At 34.3% G+C, this 25460-nt stretch carries 32 protein-coding genes and 2 pseudogenes; 24 read left to right on the top strand and 10 right to left on the bottom strand.

All coding sequences use genetic code 11. The features are described 5' to 3' along the window. Positions 1-266 precede the first annotated feature (266 nt). Both SM124_RS11595 and SM124_RS11590 read left to right on the top strand, forming a co-directional pair. Entirely contained in the window at positions 267-638 is a 372-nt protein-coding gene (locus SM124_RS11595) for a hypothetical protein (protein ID WP_322446683.1), read from the top strand. Positions 639-813: 175 nt separating this feature from the next. Beyond that, a complete protein-coding gene (locus SM124_RS11590) occupies positions 814-1401 on the top strand; it encodes a Crp/Fnr family transcriptional regulator (RefSeq protein WP_322446682.1) in 588 nt (195 codons plus the stop codon). Positions 1402-1569: 168 nt separating this feature from the next. On the opposite strand, the gene SM124_RS11585 is transcribed toward SM124_RS11590, so the two are convergent. Continuing rightward, positions 1570-1746: a hypothetical protein gene (locus SM124_RS11585; protein WP_322446681.1), complete on the bottom strand. Its 177-nt coding sequence runs from the start codon at positions 1744-1746 to the stop codon at positions 1570-1572. Positions 1747-1963: 217 nt separating this feature from the next. On the opposite strand from SM124_RS11585, the gene SM124_RS11580 reads away from it, so the two are divergent. After that, positions 1964-2140 carry a hypothetical protein gene (locus SM124_RS11580; protein ID WP_322446680.1) on the top strand — a complete coding sequence of 59 codons (177 nt, stop codon included), beginning with the start codon at positions 1964-1966 and terminating at the stop codon, positions 2138-2140. A 16-nt stretch (positions 2141-2156) separates the two neighbouring features. On the opposite strand, the gene SM124_RS11575 is transcribed toward SM124_RS11580, so the two are convergent. Then, complete coding sequence (locus SM124_RS11575) at positions 2157-2423, bottom strand: hypothetical protein (protein WP_322446679.1); 267 nt, start codon at positions 2421-2423, stop codon at positions 2157-2159. A gap of 135 nt (positions 2424-2558) precedes the next feature. On the opposite strand from SM124_RS11575, the pseudogene SM124_RS11570 reads away from it, so the two are divergent. Continuing rightward, a pseudogene (locus SM124_RS11570) lies at positions 2559-2675 on the top strand (cupin domain-containing protein); the annotation flags it as partial. A gap of 198 nt (positions 2676-2873) precedes the next feature. On the opposite strand, the gene SM124_RS11565 reads toward SM124_RS11570, so the two are convergent. Next, entirely contained in the window at positions 2874-3842 is a 969-nt protein-coding gene (locus tag SM124_RS11565) for an NAD(P)-dependent alcohol dehydrogenase (protein ID WP_322446678.1), read from the bottom strand. A gap of 328 nt (positions 3843-4170) precedes the next feature. Between SM124_RS11565 and SM124_RS11560 the strand changes: the two genes are divergently transcribed. The 10 genes and pseudogenes from SM124_RS11560 to SM124_RS11520 all read left to right on the top strand — a co-directional run bounded on the left by SM124_RS11560 (position 4171) and on the right by SM124_RS11520 (position 10668). Further along, complete coding sequence (locus SM124_RS11560) at positions 4171-4752, top strand: CBO0543 family protein (protein ID WP_322446677.1); 582 nt, start codon at positions 4171-4173, stop codon at positions 4750-4752. A 226-nt stretch (positions 4753-4978) separates the two neighbouring features. Beyond that, positions 4979-5464, top strand: coding sequence for a CBO0543 family protein (locus SM124_RS11555; protein WP_322446676.1), 486 nt, complete (start codon positions 4979-4981; stop codon positions 5462-5464). After that, on the top strand, positions 5464-5931 hold the full coding sequence (locus SM124_RS11550) for a CBO0543 family protein (protein ID WP_322446675.1): 468 nt from the start codon (positions 5464-5466) through the stop codon (positions 5929-5931). The genes SM124_RS11555 and SM124_RS11550 overlap by 1 nt, the downstream gene beginning before the upstream one ends. Before the next feature lie 586 nt (positions 5932-6517). Continuing rightward, a complete protein-coding gene (locus SM124_RS11545) occupies positions 6518-6715 on the top strand; it encodes a DUF2281 domain-containing protein (protein WP_322446674.1) in 198 nt (65 codons plus the stop codon). Further along, a complete protein-coding gene (locus SM124_RS11540; RefSeq protein ID WP_322446673.1) occupies positions 6693-7043 on the top strand; it encodes a type II toxin-antitoxin system PemK/MazF family toxin in 351 nt (116 codons plus the stop codon). The genes SM124_RS11545 and SM124_RS11540 overlap by 23 nt, the downstream gene beginning before the upstream one ends. Before the next feature lie 266 nt (positions 7044-7309). Beyond that, the gene (locus SM124_RS11535; RefSeq protein WP_322446672.1) at positions 7310-7885 is read left to right on the top strand and encodes a manganese efflux pump MntP; all 576 of its coding nucleotides are present in this window, start codon (positions 7310-7312) and stop codon (positions 7883-7885) included. Positions 7886-7964: 79 nt separating this feature from the next. Continuing rightward, positions 7965-8144, top strand: a complete 180-nt coding sequence (locus SM124_RS11530) for a hypothetical protein (protein ID WP_322446671.1) — start codon at positions 7965-7967, stop codon at positions 8142-8144. Positions 8145-8278: 134 nt separating this feature from the next. Beyond that, complete coding sequence (locus tag SM124_RS11525; protein ID WP_322446670.1) at positions 8279-9196, top strand: MBL fold metallo-hydrolase; 918 nt, start codon at positions 8279-8281, stop codon at positions 9194-9196. Between the two features lie 143 nt (positions 9197-9339). Beyond that, positions 9340-9498: pseudogene (locus tag SM124_RS24085) on the top strand (class I SAM-dependent methyltransferase); the annotation flags it as partial. A 156-nt stretch (positions 9499-9654) separates the two neighbouring features. Continuing rightward, entirely contained in the window at positions 9655-10668 is a 1014-nt protein-coding gene (locus SM124_RS11520) for a S66 family peptidase (protein ID WP_322446669.1), read from the top strand. A gap of 195 nt (positions 10669-10863) precedes the next feature. Here the strand turns inward: SM124_RS11520 and SM124_RS11515 are convergent, their stop codons facing one another. Beyond that, positions 10864-12057, bottom strand: a complete 1194-nt coding sequence (locus SM124_RS11515; RefSeq protein ID WP_322446668.1) for a winged helix-turn-helix domain-containing protein — start codon at positions 12055-12057, stop codon at positions 10864-10866. A gap of 312 nt (positions 12058-12369) precedes the next feature. After that, positions 12370-12681: a winged helix-turn-helix transcriptional regulator gene (locus SM124_RS11510; RefSeq protein WP_322446667.1), complete on the bottom strand. Its 312-nt coding sequence runs from the start codon at positions 12679-12681 to the stop codon at positions 12370-12372. 170 nt (positions 12682-12851) lie between these two features. Here SM124_RS11510 and SM124_RS11505 point away from each other — a divergent pair, with 170 nt between their 5' ends. Together SM124_RS11505 and SM124_RS11500 are read left to right on the top strand one after the other, a co-directional pair. Continuing rightward, a complete protein-coding gene (locus SM124_RS11505; RefSeq protein WP_322446666.1) occupies positions 12852-13706 on the top strand; it encodes a VOC family protein in 855 nt (284 codons plus the stop codon). Between the two features lie 37 nt (positions 13707-13743). Beyond that, entirely contained in the window at positions 13744-14343 is a 600-nt protein-coding gene (locus SM124_RS11500) for an NADPH-dependent FMN reductase (protein WP_322446665.1), read from the top strand. 348 nt (positions 14344-14691) lie between these two features. Here SM124_RS11500 and SM124_RS11495 read toward each other — a convergent pair whose 3' ends face one another. Next, a complete protein-coding gene (locus SM124_RS11495) occupies positions 14692-15024 on the bottom strand; it encodes a DUF1259 domain-containing protein (protein WP_322446664.1) in 333 nt (110 codons plus the stop codon). Positions 15025-15082: 58 nt separating this feature from the next. On the opposite strand from SM124_RS11495, the gene SM124_RS11490 reads away from it, so the two are divergent. From SM124_RS11490 to SM124_RS11480, 3 genes are all read left to right on the top strand, one after another. Further along, positions 15083-15532, top strand: coding sequence for a hypothetical protein (locus tag SM124_RS11490; RefSeq protein ID WP_322446663.1), 450 nt, complete (start codon positions 15083-15085; stop codon positions 15530-15532). A gap of 257 nt (positions 15533-15789) precedes the next feature. Further along, positions 15790-16326 (top strand): DUF6773 family protein, encoded by a 537-nt coding sequence (locus SM124_RS11485; protein ID WP_322446662.1) that lies wholly within the window; start codon positions 15790-15792, stop codon positions 16324-16326. Next, the gene (locus tag SM124_RS11480) at positions 16313-16513 is read left to right on the top strand and encodes a helix-turn-helix transcriptional regulator (protein ID WP_311076346.1); all 201 of its coding nucleotides are present in this window, start codon (positions 16313-16315) and stop codon (positions 16511-16513) included. Before SM124_RS11485 ends, SM124_RS11480 begins: the two co-directional genes overlap by 14 nt. A 216-nt stretch (positions 16514-16729) precedes the next feature. On the opposite strand, the gene SM124_RS11475 is transcribed toward SM124_RS11480, so the two are convergent. The 3 genes from SM124_RS11475 to SM124_RS11465 form a co-directional block, all read right to left on the bottom strand. Next, the gene (locus SM124_RS11475; RefSeq protein ID WP_322446661.1) at positions 16730-17674 is read right to left on the bottom strand and encodes a TIGR03943 family putative permease subunit; all 945 of its coding nucleotides are present in this window, start codon (positions 17672-17674) and stop codon (positions 16730-16732) included. Positions 17675-17686: 12 nt separating this feature from the next. Continuing rightward, positions 17687-18691, bottom strand: coding sequence for a permease (locus SM124_RS11470; RefSeq protein ID WP_322446660.1), 1005 nt, complete (start codon positions 18689-18691; stop codon positions 17687-17689). Between the two features lie 208 nt (positions 18692-18899). Beyond that, on the bottom strand, positions 18900-19922 hold the full coding sequence (locus SM124_RS11465; RefSeq protein ID WP_322446659.1) for a metal ABC transporter substrate-binding protein: 1023 nt from the start codon (positions 19920-19922) through the stop codon (positions 18900-18902). Between the two features lie 290 nt (positions 19923-20212). Here SM124_RS11465 and SM124_RS11460 point away from each other — a divergent pair, with 290 nt between their 5' ends. Then, positions 20213-20797, top strand: coding sequence for a hypothetical protein (locus SM124_RS11460; protein WP_322446658.1), 585 nt, complete (start codon positions 20213-20215; stop codon positions 20795-20797). A gap of 80 nt (positions 20798-20877) precedes the next feature. Then, entirely contained in the window at positions 20878-21531 is a 654-nt protein-coding gene (locus SM124_RS11455; RefSeq protein ID WP_322446657.1) for a nucleoside deaminase, read from the top strand. Between the two features lie 45 nt (positions 21532-21576). On the opposite strand, the gene SM124_RS11450 is transcribed toward SM124_RS11455, so the two are convergent. After that, complete coding sequence (locus SM124_RS11450) at positions 21577-22419, bottom strand: formate/nitrite transporter family protein (RefSeq protein ID WP_322446656.1); 843 nt, start codon at positions 22417-22419, stop codon at positions 21577-21579. A 329-nt stretch (positions 22420-22748) separates the two neighbouring features. Between SM124_RS11450 and SM124_RS11445 the strand changes: the two genes are divergently transcribed. The 3 genes from SM124_RS11445 to SM124_RS11435 all read left to right on the top strand — a co-directional run bounded on the left by SM124_RS11445 (position 22749) and on the right by SM124_RS11435 (position 25177). Beyond that, positions 22749-23462 (top strand): MOSC domain-containing protein, encoded by a 714-nt coding sequence (locus SM124_RS11445; RefSeq protein ID WP_322446655.1) that lies wholly within the window; start codon positions 22749-22751, stop codon positions 23460-23462. A gap of 254 nt (positions 23463-23716) precedes the next feature. Further along, positions 23717-24676, top strand: coding sequence for an RNA polymerase sigma factor (locus SM124_RS11440; protein ID WP_322446654.1), 960 nt, complete (start codon positions 23717-23719; stop codon positions 24674-24676). Between the two features lie 264 nt (positions 24677-24940). After that, positions 24941-25177: a YjcZ family sporulation protein gene (locus SM124_RS11435; RefSeq protein ID WP_322446653.1), complete on the top strand. Its 237-nt coding sequence runs from the start codon at positions 24941-24943 to the stop codon at positions 25175-25177. The last annotated feature ends 283 nt before the right edge of the window (positions 25178-25460 follow it).

The raw sequence follows: 25460 nt of genomic DNA, 5'->3' as shown, positions 1-25460 counted from the left end.
TAATTGAATAACGGAACAGAGTACTTCGAGAAGGAAGGGTGAAGTACGGCGGTAACGATGTAAGGAGGTATAGGCTGGTTCAATTGAGTATAGTCTAGCAAGTAATCTCACTGTTGAATAAGATGTATCCTACTTTAAAGAGTAAAGGTATATAAGAGTTTTATTTAGACAGTGGCTATAAAATTTAACAAAAAATCTGGAAAAAGAAATTTGGAGAGCCTAAAAAATGAGGTGATTTTATTTTAGAAAAACTTAGGAAAATTAATATGAAAACTGCTGTATTTATGGGGATTATTTTTTACTCTTTGACTATCTTAATCCACTTTCTTATTATAAGCAAAAGTATTCCATTCACATGGGTTAATGGTGGAAGGTCTGAATCATTCGCTGAACAGCTACCAATATCAGTTATAAACATCGTTATTTCTATTATTGGAGTAGTTTTTACGTTGACTGTTGGTAGAATTAAACTATATAAATACAAAAGAGGAATAACCGTTATATGTTGGTTTTTTGTTGTACTTTGGTCTTTTGGATTTATACAACAATTGTTTGGAACACCTTTTGAAAAAATGATTTGTTCGTTAGTATTGCTTATTGGAGTTATCTCGAACTTGCGTATGGCGATTGAAAAATAATAGATGAAACTATTTAATTAATAAGTTTGTGAGCAATTACACTTAAACTACAGGGGGGCTTTTGTTAAAAATTTGTGTTCCAAACCAGGTCAGTTATTAAAGGAATGTGTAGTTACATCTAGAAATATATTAATAATCACCTTATTTAAATTTGTATATTGAAAGGATAATAACTATGAAGGAAAAACTGTTAAAGTATCTAACTGAATTTACCTCTCACAGTGAAGAAGTACAACGTTCCATCCTTGATGCTTTACAAATTGAGAAATATAAAAGAGGAACCATTCTTCTACACCAAGGGGATGTTCCGGTTATCAAATGTTATTTTGTATTAAAAGGCTGTGTCAGACAGTTTTTTGTAGATGAGTATGGAAAAGAGGTTACATCGAATTTCTTTACGGAAGAACAAGCGATTCCCATCTTTAATGATAAAAGACAGGATGAGTTTTCAAGATTCTCTTATGCTTGTTTAGAAGACTCAATTCTAGTTGTTGGTGACCTTGATTCTGAGAAGGGGATGTATCATTCCTTTCCACAACTAGAAACGATGATTCGCAAAATGATGGAAATTAACATAAGTGAAGTACAAGAGGAATTCGCTGATTTCATCCATTCTTCTCCTGAAGAACGTTACAAAACCATCATAAAAAAACGCCCTCAGTTGGTTGACCGTGTACCACAACATCAATTAGCAAGTTTTCTAGGGATTACTCCTGAATCGTTAAGTAGAATTAAGAAACGAATAGAAAAGGACGATGATTAAAGATTTCGCACGGTTTTCAAATTGTCTCCCCTATAAAACAACAACCAAATAACAAAACTTCTCTCACCTAAAAACGAATTAATATGATTTTTGTTGAATGCATTCGTAAGGAATCAAAAGTACATAGCAGACACACAAACTGTGAAAATAAAAAAAGCAAGAGTAAGATTACTCTTCCTTTTTACCATAATTATAAAAATCTAGTTTGTTTGATATTTCCTTCAGAACCATATTTCGTTCTCTTTGAGCTTTAATCAGGCTAACTGCAAACCAAATAGAAAAACCAAGTACACCCAAATATAGGATAATCATAAATAAAAAAGGTATGATAGCTAACGCTTCCATGCTGTAACTCCTCCAATCAAATGTTTAAGTCCACTCTTTGTACCTTTTAAAATGAAACATTAATTAAAGTTATTCAATTTATGAAATAACAGTACAACAAAAATTGGGAGCGATGGAATTGCAGTTAAAGAAGTTTAATAGTTGAAGGGAATAATCTTGTCAATGAGAAATAAACTATACAATAGGAAAAATAGATTAGAAGAATAGAGGGGAGAATATGAAAGAAAGGAAAGAAAAAAAATTCAATGTTCCAGTTGGTTCTAAAGGTGCGATTACTTTTGGATCTGCTTTAGCCATTACCATATCTTGGAGTATCCATAAATCCATTCTATGGGCTATCATTCACGGGTTCTTTAGTTGGTTTTACGTTATTTATTATATTTTGACTAGGTAAGACTTTTGGGCAATTTCTATAAATGATAGATCTCAATTAATTGATCGTTGTTAGAATATTCTCTTTCCTGTACGACCATTTGGTGTAGATGAATTTCCGATAAAACTAGCGGCTTTAGCATGCAATAAGTGCTGAAGCCGCTGAAGTCATTTTGATAATTAAGAATCTCAAAGTCAAAGCGTTTTTCAACTGCTAATCGTTCTTTCCTTTGCATCTTGAATGATAATTTGGTATTTCTGATTGCCCGTTTTTTTAGGTAATCCAGCTCGTTTAATAAAGTCATCTACTAGCAACTCTAGTTCTTTTATTTTTTTAGATTGGTCTTTGGTTAATGTTGTTCTAACAAAAAGGGTGAATTGTTCTGGTTTATATTTATAACCTAGATTCTTGTACCCAAAATCCTCTATTGTTGATAATGTATATTTTAAATACAGGGGATAGTGTGAGGATACCTTCCTATATGAAGCACAAATGGGAAAACAATTTTAAACAAACAGCATCCATTTTATTTTCCGTTACTCCACCGTCATTTTAAAAGTCATTACTTCAACTAACGAATGCAAGAGGTGAAGATCAATTTGGATTGCAGCTCGTATTCTTATTTTACTAACGGACCAGGTTAGTTTGATTAGAAAGTTCTCTAGGAAGAGTATTCTTAAAGAATAAGAATCGACCACTTTCTAAATGATCGTTCTTTTATTACATAAGTAGGAATGTTTATGGGATTTTTAAATTATACAGTAATTACCACTTTACCTTGAGCGTGACCTTCCTCAAAATATTTAAATGCTTCCGTTACTTCACTTAACTTATACCGTTTATCAATTATTGGTTTTACTTTACCAGTCTCAAGTAATTCTTTTACATAATTTAAGTCTTTTTGATTTGCTCTCTGTAACAGGTTACTTATTTTCTTGCTTCCAGTCATTGAGATAAAAGGTCCAAGAAATAGTGTTTGAAAATACTGGGATTCGGAACCTCCTACGTGAACGAAATTTCCATTTGGTTTTAGTACACGTTTATAAGCTGAAATGGAATTAGAACCGTTCACACCAAGAATCAGATCATAACAATCATTATTTTGGGCAAAATTCTCTTTTGAATAATCAATGATATGGTCTGCTCCTATCGAACGCAATATCTCTATATTTCTTGTACTACACACACCTGTTACTTCGGCACCAAATGATTTGGCGATTTGTACCGCGAAAGTACCGACACCACCAGATGCCCCATAAATTAATACCTTCTGTCCCGATTTAATCTTACCTTTATCACGTAGTCCCTGTAAGGCAGTCACACCTGCCATAGGTGACGCAGCAGCTTCCTCGAAGGAGATATTGGTTGGTTTTAGAGCTAAAGCATTTTCGGGGACTGTTACATATTCAGCAAAACCACCCCATCCACAACCAGAGAGATCTCCAAATACTTCATCACCTACTTGAAATAGCTTAACGTCTTTACCAACAGCTTCAACTGTACCAGATATGTCACCTCCTGGAACAGAGTATTTTGGTTTCGTTAGTCCGAAGGCAAAGCGGGCTAAGAAAGGTTTACCTTTCAAAAGAACTAAGTTACCAAAGTTCAAGGATGCAGTATGAACTCTTACCAATACTTGATTATCGCTTGGTAAAGGTTTTCCTATCTCCTTTAATTCAAGTACATCTGGTGATCCATATTTATTACAAACGATTGCTTTCATAAAAACTCCCTCCAATTTCTTTAAAATAATTGGCTTTTAAAAATAAGTTTCCTTGTTTTAAATTTATTTAATAGTAACAAGGGGATAGAGACCTTTCATTGACTTAAGTTAATTTTTAAAGACTTTAGAGAATTTTTTTGGTTATTACATATTTGGTGTTTCTTAGAGGAGGAAGAATGTGAAATGGGGGAAGGTTTGTGATGTTACGGTGGGGTTAATGAAGTAAATAGTAGTCCATTTTTCATTATCGGTACTAAACGGGTTAAACACATAACTGTTTAAAAAAGGGGTGATGATAATATTACTGGAATCTTGCTAGGAGAGATTTATGGTTAATGATAAATATGTTAGTTTAGTCGATAAAAACGGTAATGAAATTGAAAAATTAGTATATGAAAGAATCGATATATGGAAAGAGTATGTGCTATTCAGTGAACTATGGTGGTTAGGTGTCGCTCTTTCCATTATCCCTTGGATAATTTGGTTTTTAATAAGAAAAAAGGATAGTGCAGACCGTTTGATGTATGCGGCATTATTTGTAATGGTTATTTCCCTTTGTTTAGATGTATTAGGTGATCAATTAGGAATATGGAGCTACCGTTATAATGTGATACCTGTTCTACCAACATATTTGCCTTGGGACATTACATTAATGCCAGTAACAGTAATAGTAATTCTTCAGTTTAAACCAGAGGGAAATCCATTTGTTAAAGCTCTCATATTTGCAATAATCAGTTCCTATCTAGCCGAACCTTTCTTTAATAAGCTTCAAATTTATAATCTCAAGCATTGGAAATATACTTATTCTTTACCTATTCAAATTTTGATTTATTTGCTTGCACACTATATCACAAAAAAAGACAATTTTGCTTTATTAATAAAGAGTAAAAAAGTGGAGCCAAGAAGTTAAGACCTAACTGAACATAACACCTTCCTACTTAAGCGAAAAAAGTGCGATTCTTCAATACAGAAGGATCGCTTTTTCCTTGTTGAAGGTGATGGATAGGTTAATTGAAGAGGAAAATGTTTTAGTTTGCATTGAGGTAATCATGATTAGGAAAATTATATGTGATATTTAGTTGGAATCCATGGAAAGATATAGTTAATAAATTCCTTTAAAAGAGAAGGATGAATGAATGAATCTTGAGAGATGGATTTTAGTAGGAGTTATTTTTGTTACTATTTTAGCAATATTTACATTAATACCAAGAAAGAGAGCAAGGGAAGCTTGGGTCCTATTGCTATTTCTTCAAGTTATTACTTGGCCAGCTGGTTTATTTGTAGTGGAGATGGGATGGATTGAGTATCCGATTCAACTTTTAAAAAGAACAAATCAATATAACCGAACAAGCTTAACATTTGAATTTTTCATTTTTCCAATTGTAGCTATCATCTTTAGTTTATATTTTCCGAATGTCAAAAGGTTAGGGGCAATTATTTATTACGTGTGTTATGCGGGGTTTTTTACATGTATTGAGGTATTGCTTGAAAGAACAACCAGGCTTGTAGAATACCATGAGTGGACATGGTATTGGACATTAATTACTGTTATCATTTCTTTATTTTTGAACCATAAATACTATCTGTGGTATAAAAAAAAGTTAATTAAGGTGAAAGCTTGATGAGTGTAGAATTTTTCGTTTTAGTGATTTTATGGGTTATATCTATTATTACACTGTTAATAATCTCCAAAGGAAGAACACGATTAACTCAAATCACCTTCTTATTTACTCAAGCATTAGCATGGATTTTTGAGTTTATCATCACCTTCTTTAAACTGGTTGAATTTCCTTATAGGGAATTTAAGGTTGCAACCGAAATGAGTTTTTCACTATATTACATCGTTTTTCCTACAGTTGGCGTTTTGTTTATTCTGTATTATCCTAAACAACTTAATAAATTAAAGCTACTATTTTATTATTTGTTTTTTTCAATGGTTATTCCAATTTTTACTTTCTCTTTAGAAAGGTATAGTAAGCTTTTTCATTTCATTAACTGGAACTGGACTGTCCATGTATTAGCAGACTTGCTCATTTTTTATATTTTAAAGACTTTTATATTTTGGTTTCAAAAAGGTTTAAAGAGTTAAGTACTTTTCGGAGTAAATAACTGGTACATAGTTTTTTGTAGTTAGTATATTTATTTCCCTTCAATTTACGAGCCCAAGAGTTGAAGATCAATGTGGATCGCAGCTCTTTTTTTATTTTCAAATGAATCAGTATAGTGAATAAAGGAATATTTAATTAGTGTGATGAATTTTCTACTATAGGTACAAAAATATTTTGAAGGCCTTTTCAATAGAAAAAAAGGGAGAGCTTTTTTGAAAAACTCAATATTATATTGGAGGATATTTGTCATTGTGATGCTAGTGGTCCTTTTCTTGACGGATGTGATAAGTTCATTCATTTTCCTATCCTTTTTATCAGGAATCCTTTTCTTTGTAGGGATTCCTTGGTTATTTACTAAGGTAACCAAGAAATAGCGTTTAGTTTGTCAGAATATGAACATAAAGTAATAAAAGTAGGGTATTGCTTTATATTATTGAACTAAAGAAGGAAGTTACTTTTTCAAATTCAAATAAAGGAATAAAAATATGTACGTAATACACCGATGGTTTGAAGTAAAGCAAAATGTTATAATTAGAAAAAATATTCATGAAAGAGGTGATGGACATCATGAATACTGCCAAGGAACGCTTACTAAAAATCATTGATGAAATTCCAGAGCAAGAAGTCGATAAAATTTTAGACTTTGCTGAATATTTAAAGGCAAAAAAAGAAAAAAGTTTATCAGTGGATTTAACAAAAGCAAGCGAGAGTAGCATAGATTTTTGGGATAATGATATAGACGATGAGGTTTGGAATGATGCATAAACAAGGTGACATTGTTTTAATCCCAGTACCATTTAGTGACTTATCAAATAGAAAACAACGTCCAGTACTCATTATTTCAAACGATGATTATAATAATATGACTGATGATATTCTTGTTGTTGCAATTACATCACAATTAAAAGACCTTGATTATTCAGTCATGATTGAACAAAAGGACTTAAACGAAGGTACACTTAAAGCTATATCAGCAGTGAGAGCAGACAAGGTTTATACACTTTCAAAAGGAATTATAAGAAAAAGATTTGGCAAAGTAAATACAGAAGTATTAAATAGTGTACGGACTAAAATAGAACACTTAATAAAATAATAACACTTAATGGAATATAAATAATACTTTACACTTCATAGATAGAGGGGCTGCTGCAATAAGCAGTCTTTTTTTGTGCTTTAGAAAACTATATAATTTTCATATTGTGGGTAACTATTACAGTTTATTTTGTCCGCGTCCAGCTACAGCACCTAGCCCCTCGAGGTCAAATATTGCCCCCATGCAACAAGGTTTCCGTAGACCCACTCAATATTCCAATGTTAATCTAATTTGGCAATAAAAATTAATAATTGGGGACGGAAAAGATGAACTTTAGTGGAATATTAATACTTTCATTTGGAATCGCAATGGATGCATTTGCGGTTGCTATTACAAGTGGAAGCGTTTTAAAGGAAAGATTTCGTTTAAATAATATATTAAAGATAGGTTTGTTTTTAACCTTTTTCCAAGCATTCATGCCATTAGTTGGTTGGGGCTTTGGTAGTCAATTTAGTTTCTATATCAAAAATGTAGATCATTGGATTGCATTTTTTCTGTTAGGAATAATCGGTGTAAAGATGGTCATAGATTCAATTAATAGTCAAGAAGATGAAGGCTCTCCTATTAATCCATTAAATAATAAAGTATTAATCTATCTTTCCTTAGCAACGAGTATAGATGCTTTAGCAGTCGGTGTTGGTTTTGCGTTTTTAAACGTATCTATTTTGTTTTCAATTATTTGTATAGGAATTACAACGTTTTTATTATCGATCATAGGCATCTTTATTGGAAAGCTAAGCGGGGAAAGACTAAAAAAGAAAGCAGGGATTTTTGGTGGATTTGTTCTTATATTAATCGGATTAAAAATTCTTTTAGAACACTTGGGCATAATTTTCAACTAAATGGTTCGGATTGTTGAGGGAGGAAATAAATGGTAGTATAGCGAAGTGTTGGGGGGAGTCTTTTTATAAAGGGGATAAAATGATGGAACAACTACTAATCAACATAATCATCTTTTCTTTAGGCTATTATCATTCCAAAATGAGAAATAAACAATTCTCCTCTCTTCCATTAACAAAACCATTTAGTCTAAAGGAGAAGGTTTCATTGGTGTTCATGCTGTTTTTTATATTTATACTTACTGGTTTGGCGCTTGGATAAAGAGACCATAAGCTAAGGGGTATTTTGTTTAACCTAATTTTCCCTATATTATAGTTAACTAACGTTTGTTATTTATGTTATCATTATAAAAACGCATGTCATTTTTTTAAAAATGTAAATGGGAGAGATCATCGGTGAATCAATTAAAACACTACACTTTAGAAGAAGTATCTGAAGGGGTTTTTGCTGCTATAGCCAAGAATTCAGGGGGTGCTTGTTCCAATTCTGGAATTATTGATTTGGGGGATCAAACCATTATATTTGATACATCTTTTACGATCCAAGCAGCTCAAGAATTACGTCAAATTGCCGAACAAGTTACCAAGAGCCCTATTACATACGTGATTAATAGTCATTGGCATGGAGATCACATTCGTGGAAACATGGTGTTTAAGGACTGTTCCATTATCGCTTCACAAAAAACCAAAATGAAAATAGATGAAACACACCCATCACTATTAAAAGAGCATAAGGAATCTATACATCAGTACAAAGACCATGTTACTAATCTACGTAAAAATAGAGAACTAGAGGAGGATAAAGAAGAAATTGAATCTTTAACAGATTCCATTCTTCAAATGGAAGAAATCATTTCAACTCTTCCTGAAGTTGAGTATATTAGCCCAAGTCACACATTTAATGAAGGTATGACCATAAAAGGGTCTCAATTAACAGCCCAACTGATTTCTGTTGGACAAGGACATACTGAAGATGACAGCATTTTATTTATACCTGAACGAGGAGTTTTATTTACGGGAGACATATTAGTAAAAAATACACATCCATATATGCTAGATGGTAATGTTTTTGAATGGTTAGAGTCTCTAAAAAAAATCTCAGAATATCCATGTTCCCATTGGATACCTGGGCATGGAAAAGTGGGGAAAATAGGTGACCTTACTACTCTAGTAAATTATATGACTGAGATGATTCAATTATCAAAGCAGAATACAGATGTACCGTTAATTGACATACCAGAACCTTATTCAAGCTGGAAAGGGAGGCAGACGTTCTACTCAAATATAGAGGTTATTCGCACCCAGTTGAAATAATGAATAAAGAGGTACCCAAAATTTCGATTTACAAACTATGCCCAAAAACATATAGAAGCAGGAATGGTTGATTTATATAAAGGAGACATTAGCTCCCTACCTTTCAGTGATTCTTACTTTGATAAGGGTATTTTTCAGTTCATACTCTCTACTTTTGGACTGACATTAACCAAGGACTTTCAGAGGCTTACAGGGTTTTAAAACCAGGTGGCAAACTATTCTTATCTATTACCGATAAATTACAAATGGAAAAAATGCCAAGAACACAAAAAACTTTCATTTACTACATACAAAAGAGATAGAAGAAATATTAATAAATAATAAGTTCCAAAACATAAAACTACCTCAAAAAGGTGTGTATTGGTGTATAGAAGCAACAAAATAGTGGAGAGGGGAAGAGAAACTAGTAAGGTCTCCATTTATTGGTGAACAATGAATACATAAGAGGAGGAATAAAAATGATAAATTATCCATTCTTAGAAAAAGGAGCAACGGTTGGGGTTACTGCTCCATCATCAGGAGTACCAAGTGAATTACATGATGTGTTGAAGACTGCATGTAATCGTATGGAAGAGAAGGGATATAAAGTCATCATTAGAGAAACTACTTGGAAACAAGATAAAGCGAAATCTGCACACGCTAAAGAGCGTGCAGATGAATTTAATCGGATGATGCTGGATGAAAATATCCATATTATTATTCCTCCTTGGGGTGGGGAACTACTCATTGAGACACTTGAATATATTGATTTTAATAATCTGCAGAATAAGTGGGTATTAGGTTATTCAGATATAAGTATGTTATTGCTGTCCATCACATTGAAAACTGGATTAGCTACGGCTCATGGAACAAACTTGGTTGATTTAAGAGAGGAATATTCTGATGAGACGACAGCCATGTGGGAATCTGTTTTATCAACCAAAAAAGGTGAATCTATCATTCAACACTCGTCCAAAAAGTATCAAAAGGAATGGCAACATGATAAACCAACTCCGTGTGTGTTCCATTTAACAGAACAAACTAATTGGAAATCAGCTCTAAACAATCTTGTTAAGATTCAGGGGTACTTACTTGGAGGATGCATTGATGTCATAAGACATTTGGTCGGTACACCATATGGAGATGTACAGAATTTTAAAGAAAATTATATTAAGGGACAACCAATAATTTGGTTTCTGGAAAATTGTGAGTTATCAACCACTGATCTGCGTAGGTCCCTCGTACAAATGAAATTAGCTGGATGGTTTGAAAATTGTTCTGGCATAATGTTTGGTAGAAGTCCTGCGAATACTCCTGTTAATAACTATACAGTTGAAGATGTTTATAAAGAGCTTTCAGAAGAAATTCAAATACCTATTATTTACGATATTGATTGTGGACATGTTCCTCCGCAAATCACCTTTATAAATGGGGCCTACGCAGAAATTCAATTGGAAAATGGGCGAGGAACAGTAATACAACATTTCAGGTGAAGTTATTTTCTTATGAGTAGAACATGGGTAACATAGTTCAAGGTGTTTTTTCATTAACGGGTGCGATGCTGCTTCTAGAAGCAAGCATCGCTTTTTTGTAATTGACTTTCAGGGCAGTTTAATTGAATGCAACTGTAGTAAGGCGCTTATTAGTTTACTTGAAAAATACAACTTTATTATCTCTATACAGAAATATCAATTCATAGACTCTCTCGAAACTTTCACACAACCGTTAAATATCGCAAACTTTTGTATACAACTGTTCAAAGCTGTTCGCAATTGTGTTGTATGCTTCACACCGTTCTCGTACCAGATGTTTTTAACAACGAGTGTTTCAGTTTTTCTCTCCGCGATAATCTCTGCTCGTCCTATGAAACTCTCACCATACAATAGAGGCAGCACATAATAGCCGAACTTTCGTTTAATTGCAGGCGTGTAAATCTCCCATGTGTATTCAAAGTCAAACAATTCACTGATAAGTTTTCTGTCCCAAATTAAATTATCTAGCGGAGCAATAAGCTCACAACGCAATTTTGGCTTCTGATTTTGCAGAACGGCTTCAATAAGCGGTAAATCCTCCACGAGGCAATAAAGCACATCCTTCATTTGCTCCACGGCAATAGGAACAATTCGAGCTTCGTGTAATAGCTGACGGAAAACCTCTTTCCGCTGTGCTGATTTCAGTCCCCATATATTCAACCATGCATCTGACGCACGATTCCATAAGAGGCCAACCGAGCCGATTCGACGTAGTACCCGCCACTTATGATGCTCTAGCTCATCTTCCAGCGGTTCTGATGCATTCAGCAGGTTTGGCTGTATGTACTTTTTGGCAATATCGTAATATTTACGCGTTCCTTTTTTATGATGGATAATCAACTCACCAGTCGAATACATCTGTTCAAGCACGGATCGAGTTGAATTGTTTCCACTGCTCCAGTGTATGGCCGATTGCCAAGAGAAATCTCCATCCAATTTTAAATCGTCCGAACTTATTGCACCGTGAATTTGGATATGAGCCCGTACTTGTGCTGTCAACGCTTCCATTTCGGGATAGCGTACGGCATGTTGTCGGGCGGCCTCCCTGTATCGCTCAAAATACGGCCAGTCCTCGACAGGGATAATGGCGAGGTTCTTATCGGGATAATCGACAAGGCTTCTATCCTCATACAGCAAATCGGTGAGCATTCCCTTAGTAAATCCTTTGATTCGAGACTGTAACACCAATTCAGCGTTTTTTCCGCAAACATCGATGGGGTCGTATTGAATACAGCCAACTTGCCGGGCAAAATCCAAAACGCCTTGCTTCCCGCTAAATTTATATTCGTCCAAAAGTCCATGTTTCAACAACAGAAATTGCCGTGCCTGGCGGTTTGTTAATTGGATCATTTGCTCAACTACCTCTAGTTTAGTTTTTTTATTATATTACAGTGGGGATAGAGGGAAAAGACCAAGTGTGGTCGTCTTAGGATATAGATGGTGAAAAGTATATTTTTGTTACATAAACTGTAAAAAGTAAAAAGCCGCCAATTTTGGGCGGTTATTTTTTTGCATTTAATTATCGAAATATTACTTAAATAATTTGTACTTTTCTTATTACTTCCGGATAATACTATCTTCAAAAAACAAAGTGAAAAGGATACAAAAGGGGAGAAATATCTCGCAAATGCATCCTATGAAATATATATCACCTATAGTAATTTATTTTGCTTCTAACCAGTTTTGTGACCATTTTTCCATCTCTCGCATGAAAGGTTCAAGAGCAATTCCTTTTTCAGTCAATGAATACTCGATTCGAACTGGAGTTTCTGGAAAAACTTCTCGTTTTACAATGCCTTCGTTTTCAAGATCCTTTAACCTTTCTGATAGGACTCTACCACTGACACCGATGGATGATTCAATACTACAAAAACGCTGTGGACCAGATAGAAGCTGGTAAATGATTAAACCTGTCCATCTTTGGCTCAATAAACCCATAGCTCTTTCAAATCTAGGACAAATCGACTTATCCAATTAAATCAACTCCTTACTTATATATTATAAACTGCTTTGAGAAATTATTGAATAATTTTTTGTAAAAAAGTTACTTGACTATACTAGTTTATAATAATATACTAACTTACATAAAGTAACTAACTAACAAATTGTGTTTAAATCCTATAAATCATCAGGAGGTAACTTAAATGAATTTTCATCGTGAACCTATTACATTTGTAGGTCAAGTAAACCTAAAGGTACAAAGTCTAGAACGTTCAATTGCTTTTTATAAAGAAATTATTGGTTTTACGGTGCTGGAACAAACATCAAGATTCGCTACATTTAGTGCGGATGGAAAAACAGCTTTATTGTCAGTAGAACAACCAGAACAGGTCGTTCCAAAACAAGGAAGGACGACGGGGTTATATCACTTTGCTCTTCTTCTACCTAAGCGAACGGATTTAGCTAAAATTGTGCAGCATTTTGTGGAAATCGGCATACAGTTGGGTTCCTCTGATCATCTAGTAAGTGAAGCTCTTTATTTATCTGACCCGGATGGAAACGGAATTGAAATCTATGTAGACCGGGACCCTTCCGAATGGAATTGGAGTAATGGAGAGGTAGAAATGACAGTGGATCCATTGAATTTCCCGGATCTCTTATCAGTTGGGAAACAGCAGTCATGGAAAGGTCTACCGGCTGAGACGGTCATGGGGCATATCCATTTACATGTGTCGGAATTGAAAAAGACAGAAGAGTTTTATATTAAGGGGCTTGGATTTGAAGTCGTAAACCGATTCGGTTCTCAGGCACTTTTTATTTCGGATGGCAAATACCATCATCATATTGGTTTAAATACTTGGAATGGCGTAGGTGCACCTACACCTCCTCCTAATAGTGTCGGGCTTGAATCATTTACCCTAATGCTTTCAAGTGAGGAAAAGAAAAATAACATTATTTCACAGTTGAAGGAAATTGGGGCATCCGTAACAGAAGATAATGGTTCTGTCGTAACGACAGATCCTTCAGGAAATCGTATTCGCTTAATTGCTAATAAATAAATAGGCTGGGGATAAAAAAATCTAGGTGGTGTAAATAATGGGGTTTTTAAGCAAGTTTTTTGGAAATCAAAATAAGGAGGAAGTAACAATGACAAATGAAAAATTAAACATTGGTATTATTTTAGGGAGCACACGCCAAGGGCGAGTGAGTCCACAAGTAGGAGAATGGGTGAAAGAAATTGCTAATCAACGCGGAGATGCGAATTATGAGATTGTAGATATTGCTGATTTTAACTTACCTTTTTTAGGAACAACTGATGGATCAGAACCTGGTATTGCAGCTTGGAATGAAAAATTGGCTAACTTGGATGGATTCGTATTCATTGTTCAAGAATACAATCACAGCATCACAGGCGCATTAAAAAATGCACTTGATTTTGCTCGAGAAGCCTGGAATAACAAGGCCGCTGGTATCGTTAGTTATGGTTCAACTGGTGGAGCTCGTGCAGCTGAACATTTACGTGGAATTTGCGGAGAATTAAAAATTGCTGATGTTCGCACACATCCGACATTAAGTTTATTTACAGATTTTGAAAATGGAACGAAATTTAAACCACAAGAATTACATCTTAATAATGTTAATACTATGCTTGAGGAAGTTGTTGCATGGAGCGGTGCTTTAAAAACATTGAGATAAAAACGAGATTGTAAGTCTGACATTCAATTAAACTATTTTAAAAAAATCATAGTCATAGAGGAGAATGAATAATGGGACAAAAATATGAAGTGAGTTTATTAATTATTCGTGTAACGAGAACTCTAGTACAAGAATAAGTGCTTAACCTATACGCGTTTAAATTTATGTGACAAATACGTAGAAGTGCATTAGTAATATGAATGTTAGGGACAGGGAAAACCTGTCTCTTTTCTTTTATCTCGGGAAAGAATAAGGCTATGATATGACAAAACAATAGCTGATATTGGGGTGGACAATACCTAAGCACAAGAAAGTAAGGTAAAGTATGATTCTCTAGCAGATTATAAATTATCTTAATATCTTGAATGCTTCAGCAACTTTACGAGCAAAGTTTAGAGGTGGTTCAACCGATTGAAAGTGGATATAAAGAATTTTCGGTTCTGTGTACAGCCAATGATTATGAAGTGCGCTAATGATTATACCATTTTTAACTAGAATATTAATAAATGCTGGTATTTCTTCTTCGAGGATGACTGTTTCACCAAGATTAAGTGCATTTCCTTCATAATCCAAGGATTCAAATGAAATTTCTGCATGAAGTTCCCCACGACTGGGACGACCTTGAATGGTAACATTTAAATTACGCTCAATTTCTACCGAACAAACTTTAAACTCGTCCAAACATGTAGATTCCTTTACACATAGACTAATAGAAACTGTTCAAAGGAGGTGATCGTGAATGGGTCTCACATGTTCATGTGGGTTCATTATCCCAGGCCTACAACCAATAGGACCTATTATCGTTGTATACTTTGATAATCAAGAGCAGCGTTTAGGTTCCATCACGTATCTTGTAAATGTTTGTGCTGAACAAATGGAGCAAAGTTTCGTTAATTTCTCATTTGATGATAACAGTGGGTTAAGTTCTGACCGTAGTTTTTCATTTGAATCATCTCAAATTCGGGAAGTAATTTGTAATATACAAGAAGGAAATTGTGTAATTGATGTACTAGGGGATGGGCTCATAACAGGTGAAACAGAGCCTAGGCCGTTTCGCGTAACATTAACACTTGATCCCGATTTAGAAACACTAGTAGTGGATTTTGCTGTTTCTGAATATGCATTCTCTGGATTTGCCCAATACCTTCAAGAGGATGTTACAACATTTGGATGTGATGAAGTTATTTAAGTAAAATTTATAATTCACGGTATTAATTCACAGAAGTACGGTGTTCTACCATGACTACCGCTATTTAAGTAAATATAATAATAGGTCATCAATTTTACGAACTGGAGCGTTCATCCAAAAAGGATTGAACGCTCTTTTTGTTGAAGTTATTGTGCTAACGAAAGATGTTTATTTTATCATACAAAATGACATATATATGTTACAAAAAGCCGTTAGCTAACATATAATTATGTTAATAAAGAATAAGGAGGATATAAATGGGTCTATATAAAACATCAAAGGTAGAGGATGAACGTATCACCAATATTAAAAACAAGATTTACGCAGAAATTTATATTTTGGTTAGTGTGATTTGCAGTATTTCTTTTGTGGTGAAATATTTTATATATGGTATTGGTATTGAAGTTGTAGCGACGGAATTAATTATTTTGATTCTAAGTGGCAGTTATTATTTATATCGGTCAACCAAGTTGGGGATTTATTCTGCTGAGGTTGAAATGCATGATAGCAAAAGCAAATGGCCCCAGAAAAAGAAAAACCTATACTTCGGTGTTGCACTTGGTATTGGTATTGCTCTTGTTTTTGGTATCAATAGTGCGGTACAGTATGCAGAGGGAGTACGTCAAAGTATTTCATACTTCTTTTTGACTGCTGCGGTCTCATTGATGATCTATTTACCATTTTTCCTCATCATTCTTGTGGTCGGTCATGACGTGATCAAAAAAAGAAGTGACAAGGCGATAAACAAAATTCTTGATGATGACGAATCTGGTGATGATGATGAAAAATATTAAATTAAAATTGGCTAGGGTAGAACATGACTTATCACAGGCAGAATTAGCAGAGCGAGTAGGTGTCTCTCGTCAAACAATCGGACTAATTGAGTTAGGTAAATATAACCCTACACTCAACCTGTGCCTAGCAATCTGCCACACACTAGGCAAAACTCTGGATGAATTATTTTGGGAAGAACCTGAATGATACAATTCAGCTAACCATATGAATTTATATATACTCAGTGGAACATATGCTATTGTAATTAGAGTAAAGAGTGCGTGAATCCATGAAGGAATCATGCACTTTTGTTGAAGTTATCCAAAAATTGATTTATGTAGCCAGGATCTCCGTTTTGTCGGCGGAATCCATAGAGTGCCATAGTAGACAAATCTGGATGGTATCAGGCACCATCCAGATTTATTATAAGATTTTCACACTAATAGGATAGAGATAAGGTTCCTTTGGTGGACTGATTGATTTCCACTCAGTAATTTTGATGTAAGGAAGTTCCATTCCATTATAGTTCGTAATATCCAGCACACCATTTGCCTCAATCCATGTGTCCTGTTCAATGTTAGATGCTCCTGATAATTCTGAGAGGAATCCGATAATGCTAGCATCTGCAACACAATGAGTGACCAGAAATCTTGAAAGAACAAACTGATTATCTTGGAATCCTTCTTCTTTATAAACAAATCCCTTTAATTCAATTTTTCTTCCTTTGAATTTTTTGACATCTTTACTGATTTCCTCGTAATAGGTGTTATAAACAAAGTCATTCATTTCAATATTGGAAGCTAGCTCTAGCTTTTGTTTTATCTGATCAAATTCTTCCTTTGAAATTACTTCCTGGTTTGCGGCTAAACCAGGATCCAGGGGATTATCATCAACCTGAGTATCACTTTGTGTAACTTGGTCAGTATCTGTTGAATCCTGGTTACTTGTATCTTTTTGAGAATCTTTTTGAGAAGAGTTTTGGCTGGATAATACCGCCATGCCTCCTTTTTTTGCTGCAATTGAGGAATCTAGAACCTTTGCAGGAAGAAGAAATCCGGTTATCAAGGGAATAATGATAATCATATAAGATACTAGCTTCTTAGTATTAAAAGCTGATACCCCATGGTCATGTCCGCATACATGATCTTCATGATGACAATGCCCATCGCTATGTTCTTTCACACTCCAAATTCTTGTTATTTGGATAAAAAACAAGATTAAAAAAATGACGGATGCGGATTGACTTAAACCGACATATTTGGGGTTAATGAACTTGGTAATCTCCCCGGTAAAATGAAGTTTGAAGAGCATCGCTGAAAAAGCTAGTAAAATCATTGCCCTGAAAGCCTGCTGATAAGAAAATTTCACAGATTTCCCTCCCTATAGAAAACTTTGCAGCATCATAATTGTAATAAATACCGTAGAAATAACTAAAGCCAGCATACCTATAACAAATTTAAAGCGGAAAACGCTAAGCATCATTAGCGTATTTTTTAAATCGATCATTGGACCAAATATTAAGAAGCCTAAAATTGATGAAATAGGGAAAATACTACTGAAGGAAGCACCGATAAAGGCATCTGCTTCAGAACATAAGGATAAAACGTAAGCTAGTCCCATCATTACGAGTAAAGAAGTGACTGGTCCATTTCCTACTTCCAATAGCGCCTTTGCTGGCAAATAGGTTTGGACAAATGCTGCTAAAAAAGCACCCATGACAAGAAATTTCGCCATATCAAAAAATTCGTCAATCGAATGGGTAAGCATGGACCAAAATCGGTCAGTAAATGTCTTTCTTTCAGTGTGAACATGCGAATGAGCAGTCTCTAAGCTAATTGACGCTTTTAATTGGCTGCCTTTAAAAATAATGCTTACTGCCAAAGCAACCAAAATAGCGATCAGGAAACCTAAACCCATTCGAAGTCCAGCCATTTTAAAACTGTTTCCAAATGCCATATAGGTAGAGGCAATGACAATGGGGTTGATTAACGGACCCGTTAACATAAAACCCATAGCTGCATGAATGGGTACACCCTTTGATATAAGTCTACGAACAATTGGGACGATTCCGCATTCACAAGCTGGAAAAAGTGCTCCAACGATACAACTCATAACGACGGCCATTACTTTATTTTTAGGAATCCATCTTTGAATATGTTCTTCGGTTACAAAGATTTGAATCATTCCAGCAATTAGAACTCCTATTAACACAAAAGGAAGAGCCTCGATTAATATGCTTAGAAAAATAGTATTCAAATTCAACAAAGATGGTGGAATAGAAAAAGTGCCACTAAAACCTGTCATATATGAAAAAAACAGAAGAGTTAAACCCACGATCGCTAAGCCAGTAATATCAATAATATTATCACGTATAATCTTATTCATTGTTACCTCCTTATAATAGCCGATTACCGCATTTAATCTATTAATTCTATAAATACATATTAATAGATTATGAAAAAAATTGATTTATTGTTTCAGAATAATTAATAGACTCTAGGCTTGTCAAAGAGATATTTAAAAAGAATCCTTTCCAACAAGTGGGAGGGAGATAATTTTATATATATTCCTTATCATGGAAGTTAGTGGATTATTAATTATTTAAAGCCGTCTTAATGGTTTGTAAGTTCATTCGCATGATGCTGAAATAGTCATCTTTTTGTTTAATGTTTTCTTCTGTGATGGATTCAAGATTATGAAGGGATAGTGATTCTGCTCCTAATTCCTTTTGAATAATCTTTGCCACTTTTGGTGATACACTTTGTTCAAAAATAACATATTGGATATTATGTACCTTTGATTCTTCAATAATATGTTGTAACTCTTTCTGAGATGGTTCTTGGGTCGGAGATAAACCATTTATAGCAATTTGTTCAATTCCATAACGTTCTTCCCAATATCCATAGGCTTCATGAGCTACTAATATATACTTTGTTTTAGAATTTTCTATTGCTGTCTTAAATTCTTCGTCGAGTTTTTCCAATTCATTTTTTAACCGAATAAAATTGCTTTCAAATTCTGAAGAATGTTCTGGCTGTAATTCACTCAAACTATCTTTAATGTTTTCAGCTAATTCGATTGAACGAATAGGATCTAACCAAATATGAGGATCATAGTCACCGTGATTATGTTCTTCTTCTTCATGCTCATGACTATCAGCCTTATCGCTTTCGTCTTCATGTTCATGACCCTCAGCCTCAGCGCTTTCCTCTTCATGATGATGTTCCTCGTTTATAGAGGATTCTAATAGTTCAATCCCTTTTCCTGCTTCTAAAATAGTAACTTTTTCTTTTTTCAGAGATTCACCTGCTTTTTCTGCAAACCCATCTATTCCAACTCCAGTGTAGATAAATAAATCAGATTTTGCCAGAGCAATCATGTCTTTTGTAGAAGGTTCAAAAGAGTGAGCATCTACATTCGGTGGGTAAATACTTTGTACATCAACATAGTCACCTCCGATTTTTTTCGTGAAATCTTCAAGAGGATAAATCGTTGTATAGATGGTTAACTTTTCAGTTTCGTTTTTTTCCAATTTAACAGTCTCCGAGTTTCCGCAACCTGCAAGTATAAGGCTTAGTGTAAAAATGGAAGTAGAAAGTAACTTATTGAATTTCATATCCGCAAACTCCTAACAAAATCATTTTTTAATCAAGATAAAATACAAAAACAATAACCGTAATTATTACGTTTTAGATTTTAAAACAAGTATATTAGATTGTAAATGATTTAGAAGTATCTTTTTACTAAATATTTTTTAACCAGTGAACCTTGGTAATAAGGTTTTTCTAAAAGATCCCATTCCAGCATTTGAGGTTTCTTTATAAAATTACAACAGGTTGAAAATTTAGGAAAAAGATACAGTACATTGGTTATCTTTGGTAAAATAGCATAAGAGAGGTGAAATCAATGAAAAAAGTTTTATTTGGTGTTATTGCGATTTTAAGTTTATTTTTAATCGGTAGTTTATCAGAATTACACTTTAATGTGGTAAATGCTGTACCAGGCGATGTTAAAATGATTCGTTCGAGTGAAATCGGAAAGAACACGAAAGCAGTATTATTTGAAGATCAAGTACATAAGACATTTGGAGTGGCAAAAATAGAAAAAAGGCTTGGTTTTTTGTATCGGTATGATGGTGGTTCATGGGGTTATATGGTAGAAGAAGGTAAACCATTTCAAGCCTGTGGAATTGGTGACAATGATGATTTTTTAGTTGCGATAAAAACCGCCAAAAATTCAAACATCGAGTATATTGTACTGGGAAACCATATGGAAGGTGTCGCGCCAACGGATAAATATGAATTATCGCTTGATGATGTAAGAGAAAACATGGACGAATATTATGTAAAACAAGTAGAGAATAACTATGTATTATTTGTCACTGACGAATATTCAGAGGATACATGGACTATTAGAGCTTTTGATAAAGATGGTATATTGATAGCTGATGAATTATTTGGGGGAGACGCAAGATACATAGATTGGAATTAACATGAACATAAGCAGAAGGGATCAATCAAACACTGTCGAAATATAGTAATTAAGACAATATAAATCCTATTTTAGTAGAGGTGTTTAAAATAAAGTGGTCTGAATTTTCAAATGAGTGGAGAGAATGTTTTAAAGTAGCTTGGGAATCTTTTCAAGAAGGGTCACGACCTGTCGGGGCCATTGTAATAGATGATAAAGGTAATTTAGTTTCCACAGGTAAAAGTGCTACATTTGGGCAATTATCTGATACGGTAATATCAAATAACGAATTAGCTCATGCGGAGGTTAATGCATTACTAAAGTTAGATAATCGAGTACATAAAAACGTAAATTCATATGTTCTTTATTCAACCTTGGAACCATGTCCCCTTTGTTTTAGTGCTTTTTATATGAGCGGAATCCGTAATCTTAAGTATGCCGCTAAAGATAAATATGGCGGTAGTACTAATTTGAAGGGGACTACACCCTATCTTAGTAAGAAACCAATAGTTATAGAAGGACCCGTAACATATTTAGAGCAGTTATCCATTCTTCTAAATGTTTATTTTGACCTTAGTATTGGTTATGAAAAAGCGAATGCAGTACATGAATTAATGTCAGAAGATTATCCTCTAATAATGAAAATAGCTAAAGAATGGGTTGAGTTAGATAAACTTAATCATTCTTTGAATTTAAAAATAGAGGATGTATATGAATGGTTAATAACAGACCTGCAAATAGTTAGAAGTATATAATTTTTTATTGTTAATTTTCTTCCTATAGTTCAAGTAAGCCAGTATCTAAGCCAATTTAGATACTGGCTTACTTGAAGAGTTTGGAGATTCCTCGTTAGCTTGTTTTGATTGAGGTACTGGATCTCTTCGTAAATAAGCAACCCAGTAAGCTCCTGCAACAAACAAGCCACCACCAACCGCATTTCCAAGTAGAACAGGAACAAAGTTGTGTAAATAGTCCATCCATGTAAAGTGACCAGCAAAAATTGCTGCAGGGATCACAAACATGTTCGCTACGACGTGTTGAAAGCCAATCGCCACGAAAGCCATCGTCGGAAACCAAATTCCTAATACTTTTCCTACTATATCTTTTGCACCGTAACTGAGCCAAACAGCTGATGCTACTAGCCAGTTACAGCCTATACCGGATACAAATGCTTGCAAAAAGTTTGCTTCTAATTTGTGCTCGGCAACCTCAACCGTTTTTATTAAAAAAGCACCTGTTTCAGTTAATCCAATAATATGACCGAAAAAGTAGGCTACAAATAATGCCCCAATAAAATTGCTAATCGTAATAACGAAGAGATTAAATAGAACTTGTCGTGTTCTGATTGCCTTTACCATACGGGATAGGGGGACAGTCATCATATTCCCTGTCAAAAGTTCTCCACCAGCTAATAAAGTTAAAATTAGTCCCACAGGGAATACAGAGGCACCAATAAAGTTAGAGAAACTTCCCCACTCAGCTGGCATACTAGCTGTCACTCGAATATATAATAAAAATCCTAACGCTACAAAGGCTCCAGCTTGAAATCCTAGAATACTAGATTCTATGACTGTCAGACTTGTTTTCTTCTTCCCTATGGTAGAGGTGTAATTGGCAATTTCTTGCGGATTATAAAACCCCATTCAAATCATGTCCCTTCCTATGTAAACTTTGTGAAACGTTACACAAACTATTATACACCTTCATTTAATTCATTGAAGTGAACGTTTATTGACTGTTTAAGTTTATGGTGGCAGATAGTGTGACAAATTATGTTCGTGAATTTTGGGTGTATTTTCTTCTTACTAATAGTGAAAAAAGTCAGCAAGGGATATCTATTGGCTATTTTGTGTTCGAGAGGAGAAGAACATGTTAAAGTGATTGAAGGTTTTTTGTTAGAATGTGATGAGAGTGCTTAAATTAGCAAAGGAATCAAGATGGTAAATAAACTGTATTGAAAAGAGGGAATGTATTGAGTTTAGTCGGTGAATTAACGGAAATAAACCGTTATCCTGTTAAATCATTTGCAGGAGAGAGTTTGGAATCTTGCAAAATTGATACATATGGATTATATGGTGATCGTTTTTGTGCCTTTTATGATGAAACTATGGATGGATGGGATAGTTTTGTAACCGCTCGAACAATACCAAAAATGCTTACATATAAGGCTAGACTTGTCGGTGATGAAATTAGTATAACTTCACCAGGTGGACAAATTTTTAGTTGGAATGAAGACTTATTGGCTGAAATTCAAAATTACTCAGATAGAAAAATATCAATGACAGATATCAAAGCATCGAACCCTGAAGACCCTGAACTTATGTCTGTCGATGTAGCAAGTGTCCTGATTATCACTGATGCTTCATTACGAAAACTTGAAAATATTATAGAAAAGAAAATAGATAAGCGTCGTTTTAGAGCAAATTTAATTATTTCAATAGATGACCAGTTGTTTAACGAAAGTGATTGGATAGGAAAGCGACTACTAGTAGGTAGTGCAAAGCTACAAATCGATACTTTTTGTGAACGTTGCTCGATCATCACCATTGATCCTGTTACACTTGAGCGAGATCCTTTATTGTTAAAGAAAGTTAACGCGGAAATGAATCTAAATTTCGGTATGTATTCTTCTGTTAAAAAGACTGGACTTATAACTGTAGGAGATAAGGTCTATTTAGTTGATTGACCTTTTAAAAATATTTATACCTCTCTAATGGAGTAATCCATTTTTAAAGAACCAAGTGCACTCCTCTTATAGTGGTATAAAAGGGTAGTCAATTTAAAGAAATCATCAAGAGTATTAGTGCAAGAAGGATTAATGCTCTTTGTTGTGGAAAAAACCGAGGTAAATGATTAGGATGAAAAAAATTTATAAAGGCCGTATGGTTTTATCAATCATTACCGTCTTAAATAGTGAAGAAAATTTATAGGAGATGGATTATGAGTAGAAATGAAGACTTATTAACGATTAGTAAGGAAATGGAAGAAATCAATCATTCCTTTCATTCAATTATTCAACCTTATCGAAGTACCCTTTGGAATTATTGTAGGAAGTTAACTGGTTCGCCATGGGATGCAGAAGATTTGTTACAGGAAACATTATTAAAGGCATTCTCATCTCTCAGTAGAGTTAAACAGGCGATGAATCCAAAAAGTTATTTGTTTCGAATTGCCACAAACACCTGGATGGATAGTCTTAGAAAAAATAATGTTCAGACAGAGGAATTTATATCAGAAGAACTTTATGAACAGACAGTCGATTTTGGTGATGTTTACGAAGCTATAGAGACTCTAGTACTCAATCTTCCACCAAAACAATGTGCTGTGCTTTTATTAGTAGATATTTATAAGTTTACTTCGAATGAAACAGCTGAAATCATCGGTTCTACAGAAGGAGCTGTATATTCATTATTGAATAGAGCTAGAAACAACATAAGAAAATTAAATAATCTTAAGAGGGAAGAAAATCTAAAGAATACCACAATTTCTAGAGAACAAAATCAAGTAATTAAACAGTATATGGATTCGTTTGTTAAAGGAGATTTCAAAACAATCGGTACTCTGTTAGCAGAATATGCAACGAATGAAGTGGTTGGCAGAGGAATGGATATTGGAAGGGTTCAAATACGCAAGAATTCAATGGGTGACTGGGCTAGTGGTGGTTCAAGCCAAAAATTATCAGCGAAATTCATTACTCTTTGGGGGAAGCCTGCCATTATTTATACAAAGGAAACTGAAGCTGGACCTATCCTTTGGGATGTAACGACGGTTGAAATTGAAGATGGTTACATTGTACATCACAAAAGCTATTACTTTTGCAAAGAATTTCTTTCCTCTGCAGCAAAGGAACTACAAATTAGCTTAGATGAAGAAAAAGAGTTATTTGGTCATCAGTGGTAAGAAAATTAACAGAACAAAGGAAGAGAGACGTGACATAAAGCAAAATTGAGATGCCCCATACTTAGCAGGGGCATTACTTTATTAGCAAGTGTCTTGATAATTACAGCTATAAAGACTGGACAATTTAATCTGGGAGATAGGGTATATTTAGTGGGTTGACCTTTATGACTGTCCGTGACACGCACCCATTTTTTTTATAGACGGGCTCTAAAAATCTCATGGGGGAATATCATGTAGTGAAAAACCTATTTTTAGAAGGGAAGTATGAAAATGTATGCTAATTTAAATGCCCCTCTGACTCAGGGTGTGAATCTTCCTCCTAAGCTTACTCAGACAGCTCCTGCTGTTAGTCCGAATGTTGCCCCTATTCCAACTTATACAGCTCCAGCTTATGCTTATTGTTATCCTACACATAGGAACAATGATTTTATCTTAATTGTCGTGTTATTTATCTTGTTAATCATAGTTGGTGCATGTACTTGCTACTTTAATCATGGATAAAGCAAATGGTTTGGCTATTCAAATCCTGTACGGCATATGTGGCCTTCAGGATTTTTCTTTTGGAATCAAGAAACGTTTTCTTTGTCATAAATAATATCCTTTCCTTTTACAGAAAATAATACTAAAAGAGGCTGTCTCAAAAGTTGATTTAACACTCACTTTTATGACGGACTAATTAAGTTAATGAACTGTATGGTGTGAAAAATGAATAATTTTACAGAATTTAGTTGATAAATGAAATAAAACGTCATTGTCTCACTATCTTTGTTCATTTTACATATCA

Origin of the sequence: Robertmurraya mangrovi (genome assembly GCF_034427655.1) — a bacterium.
Taxonomy (GTDB): Bacteria; Bacillota; Bacilli; order Bacillales; family Cytobacillaceae; genus Robertmurraya_A; species Robertmurraya_A mangrovi.
Note: the sequence above shows the minus strand (reverse complement) of the source record. Positions and strands in the feature narration are given on the sequence as shown.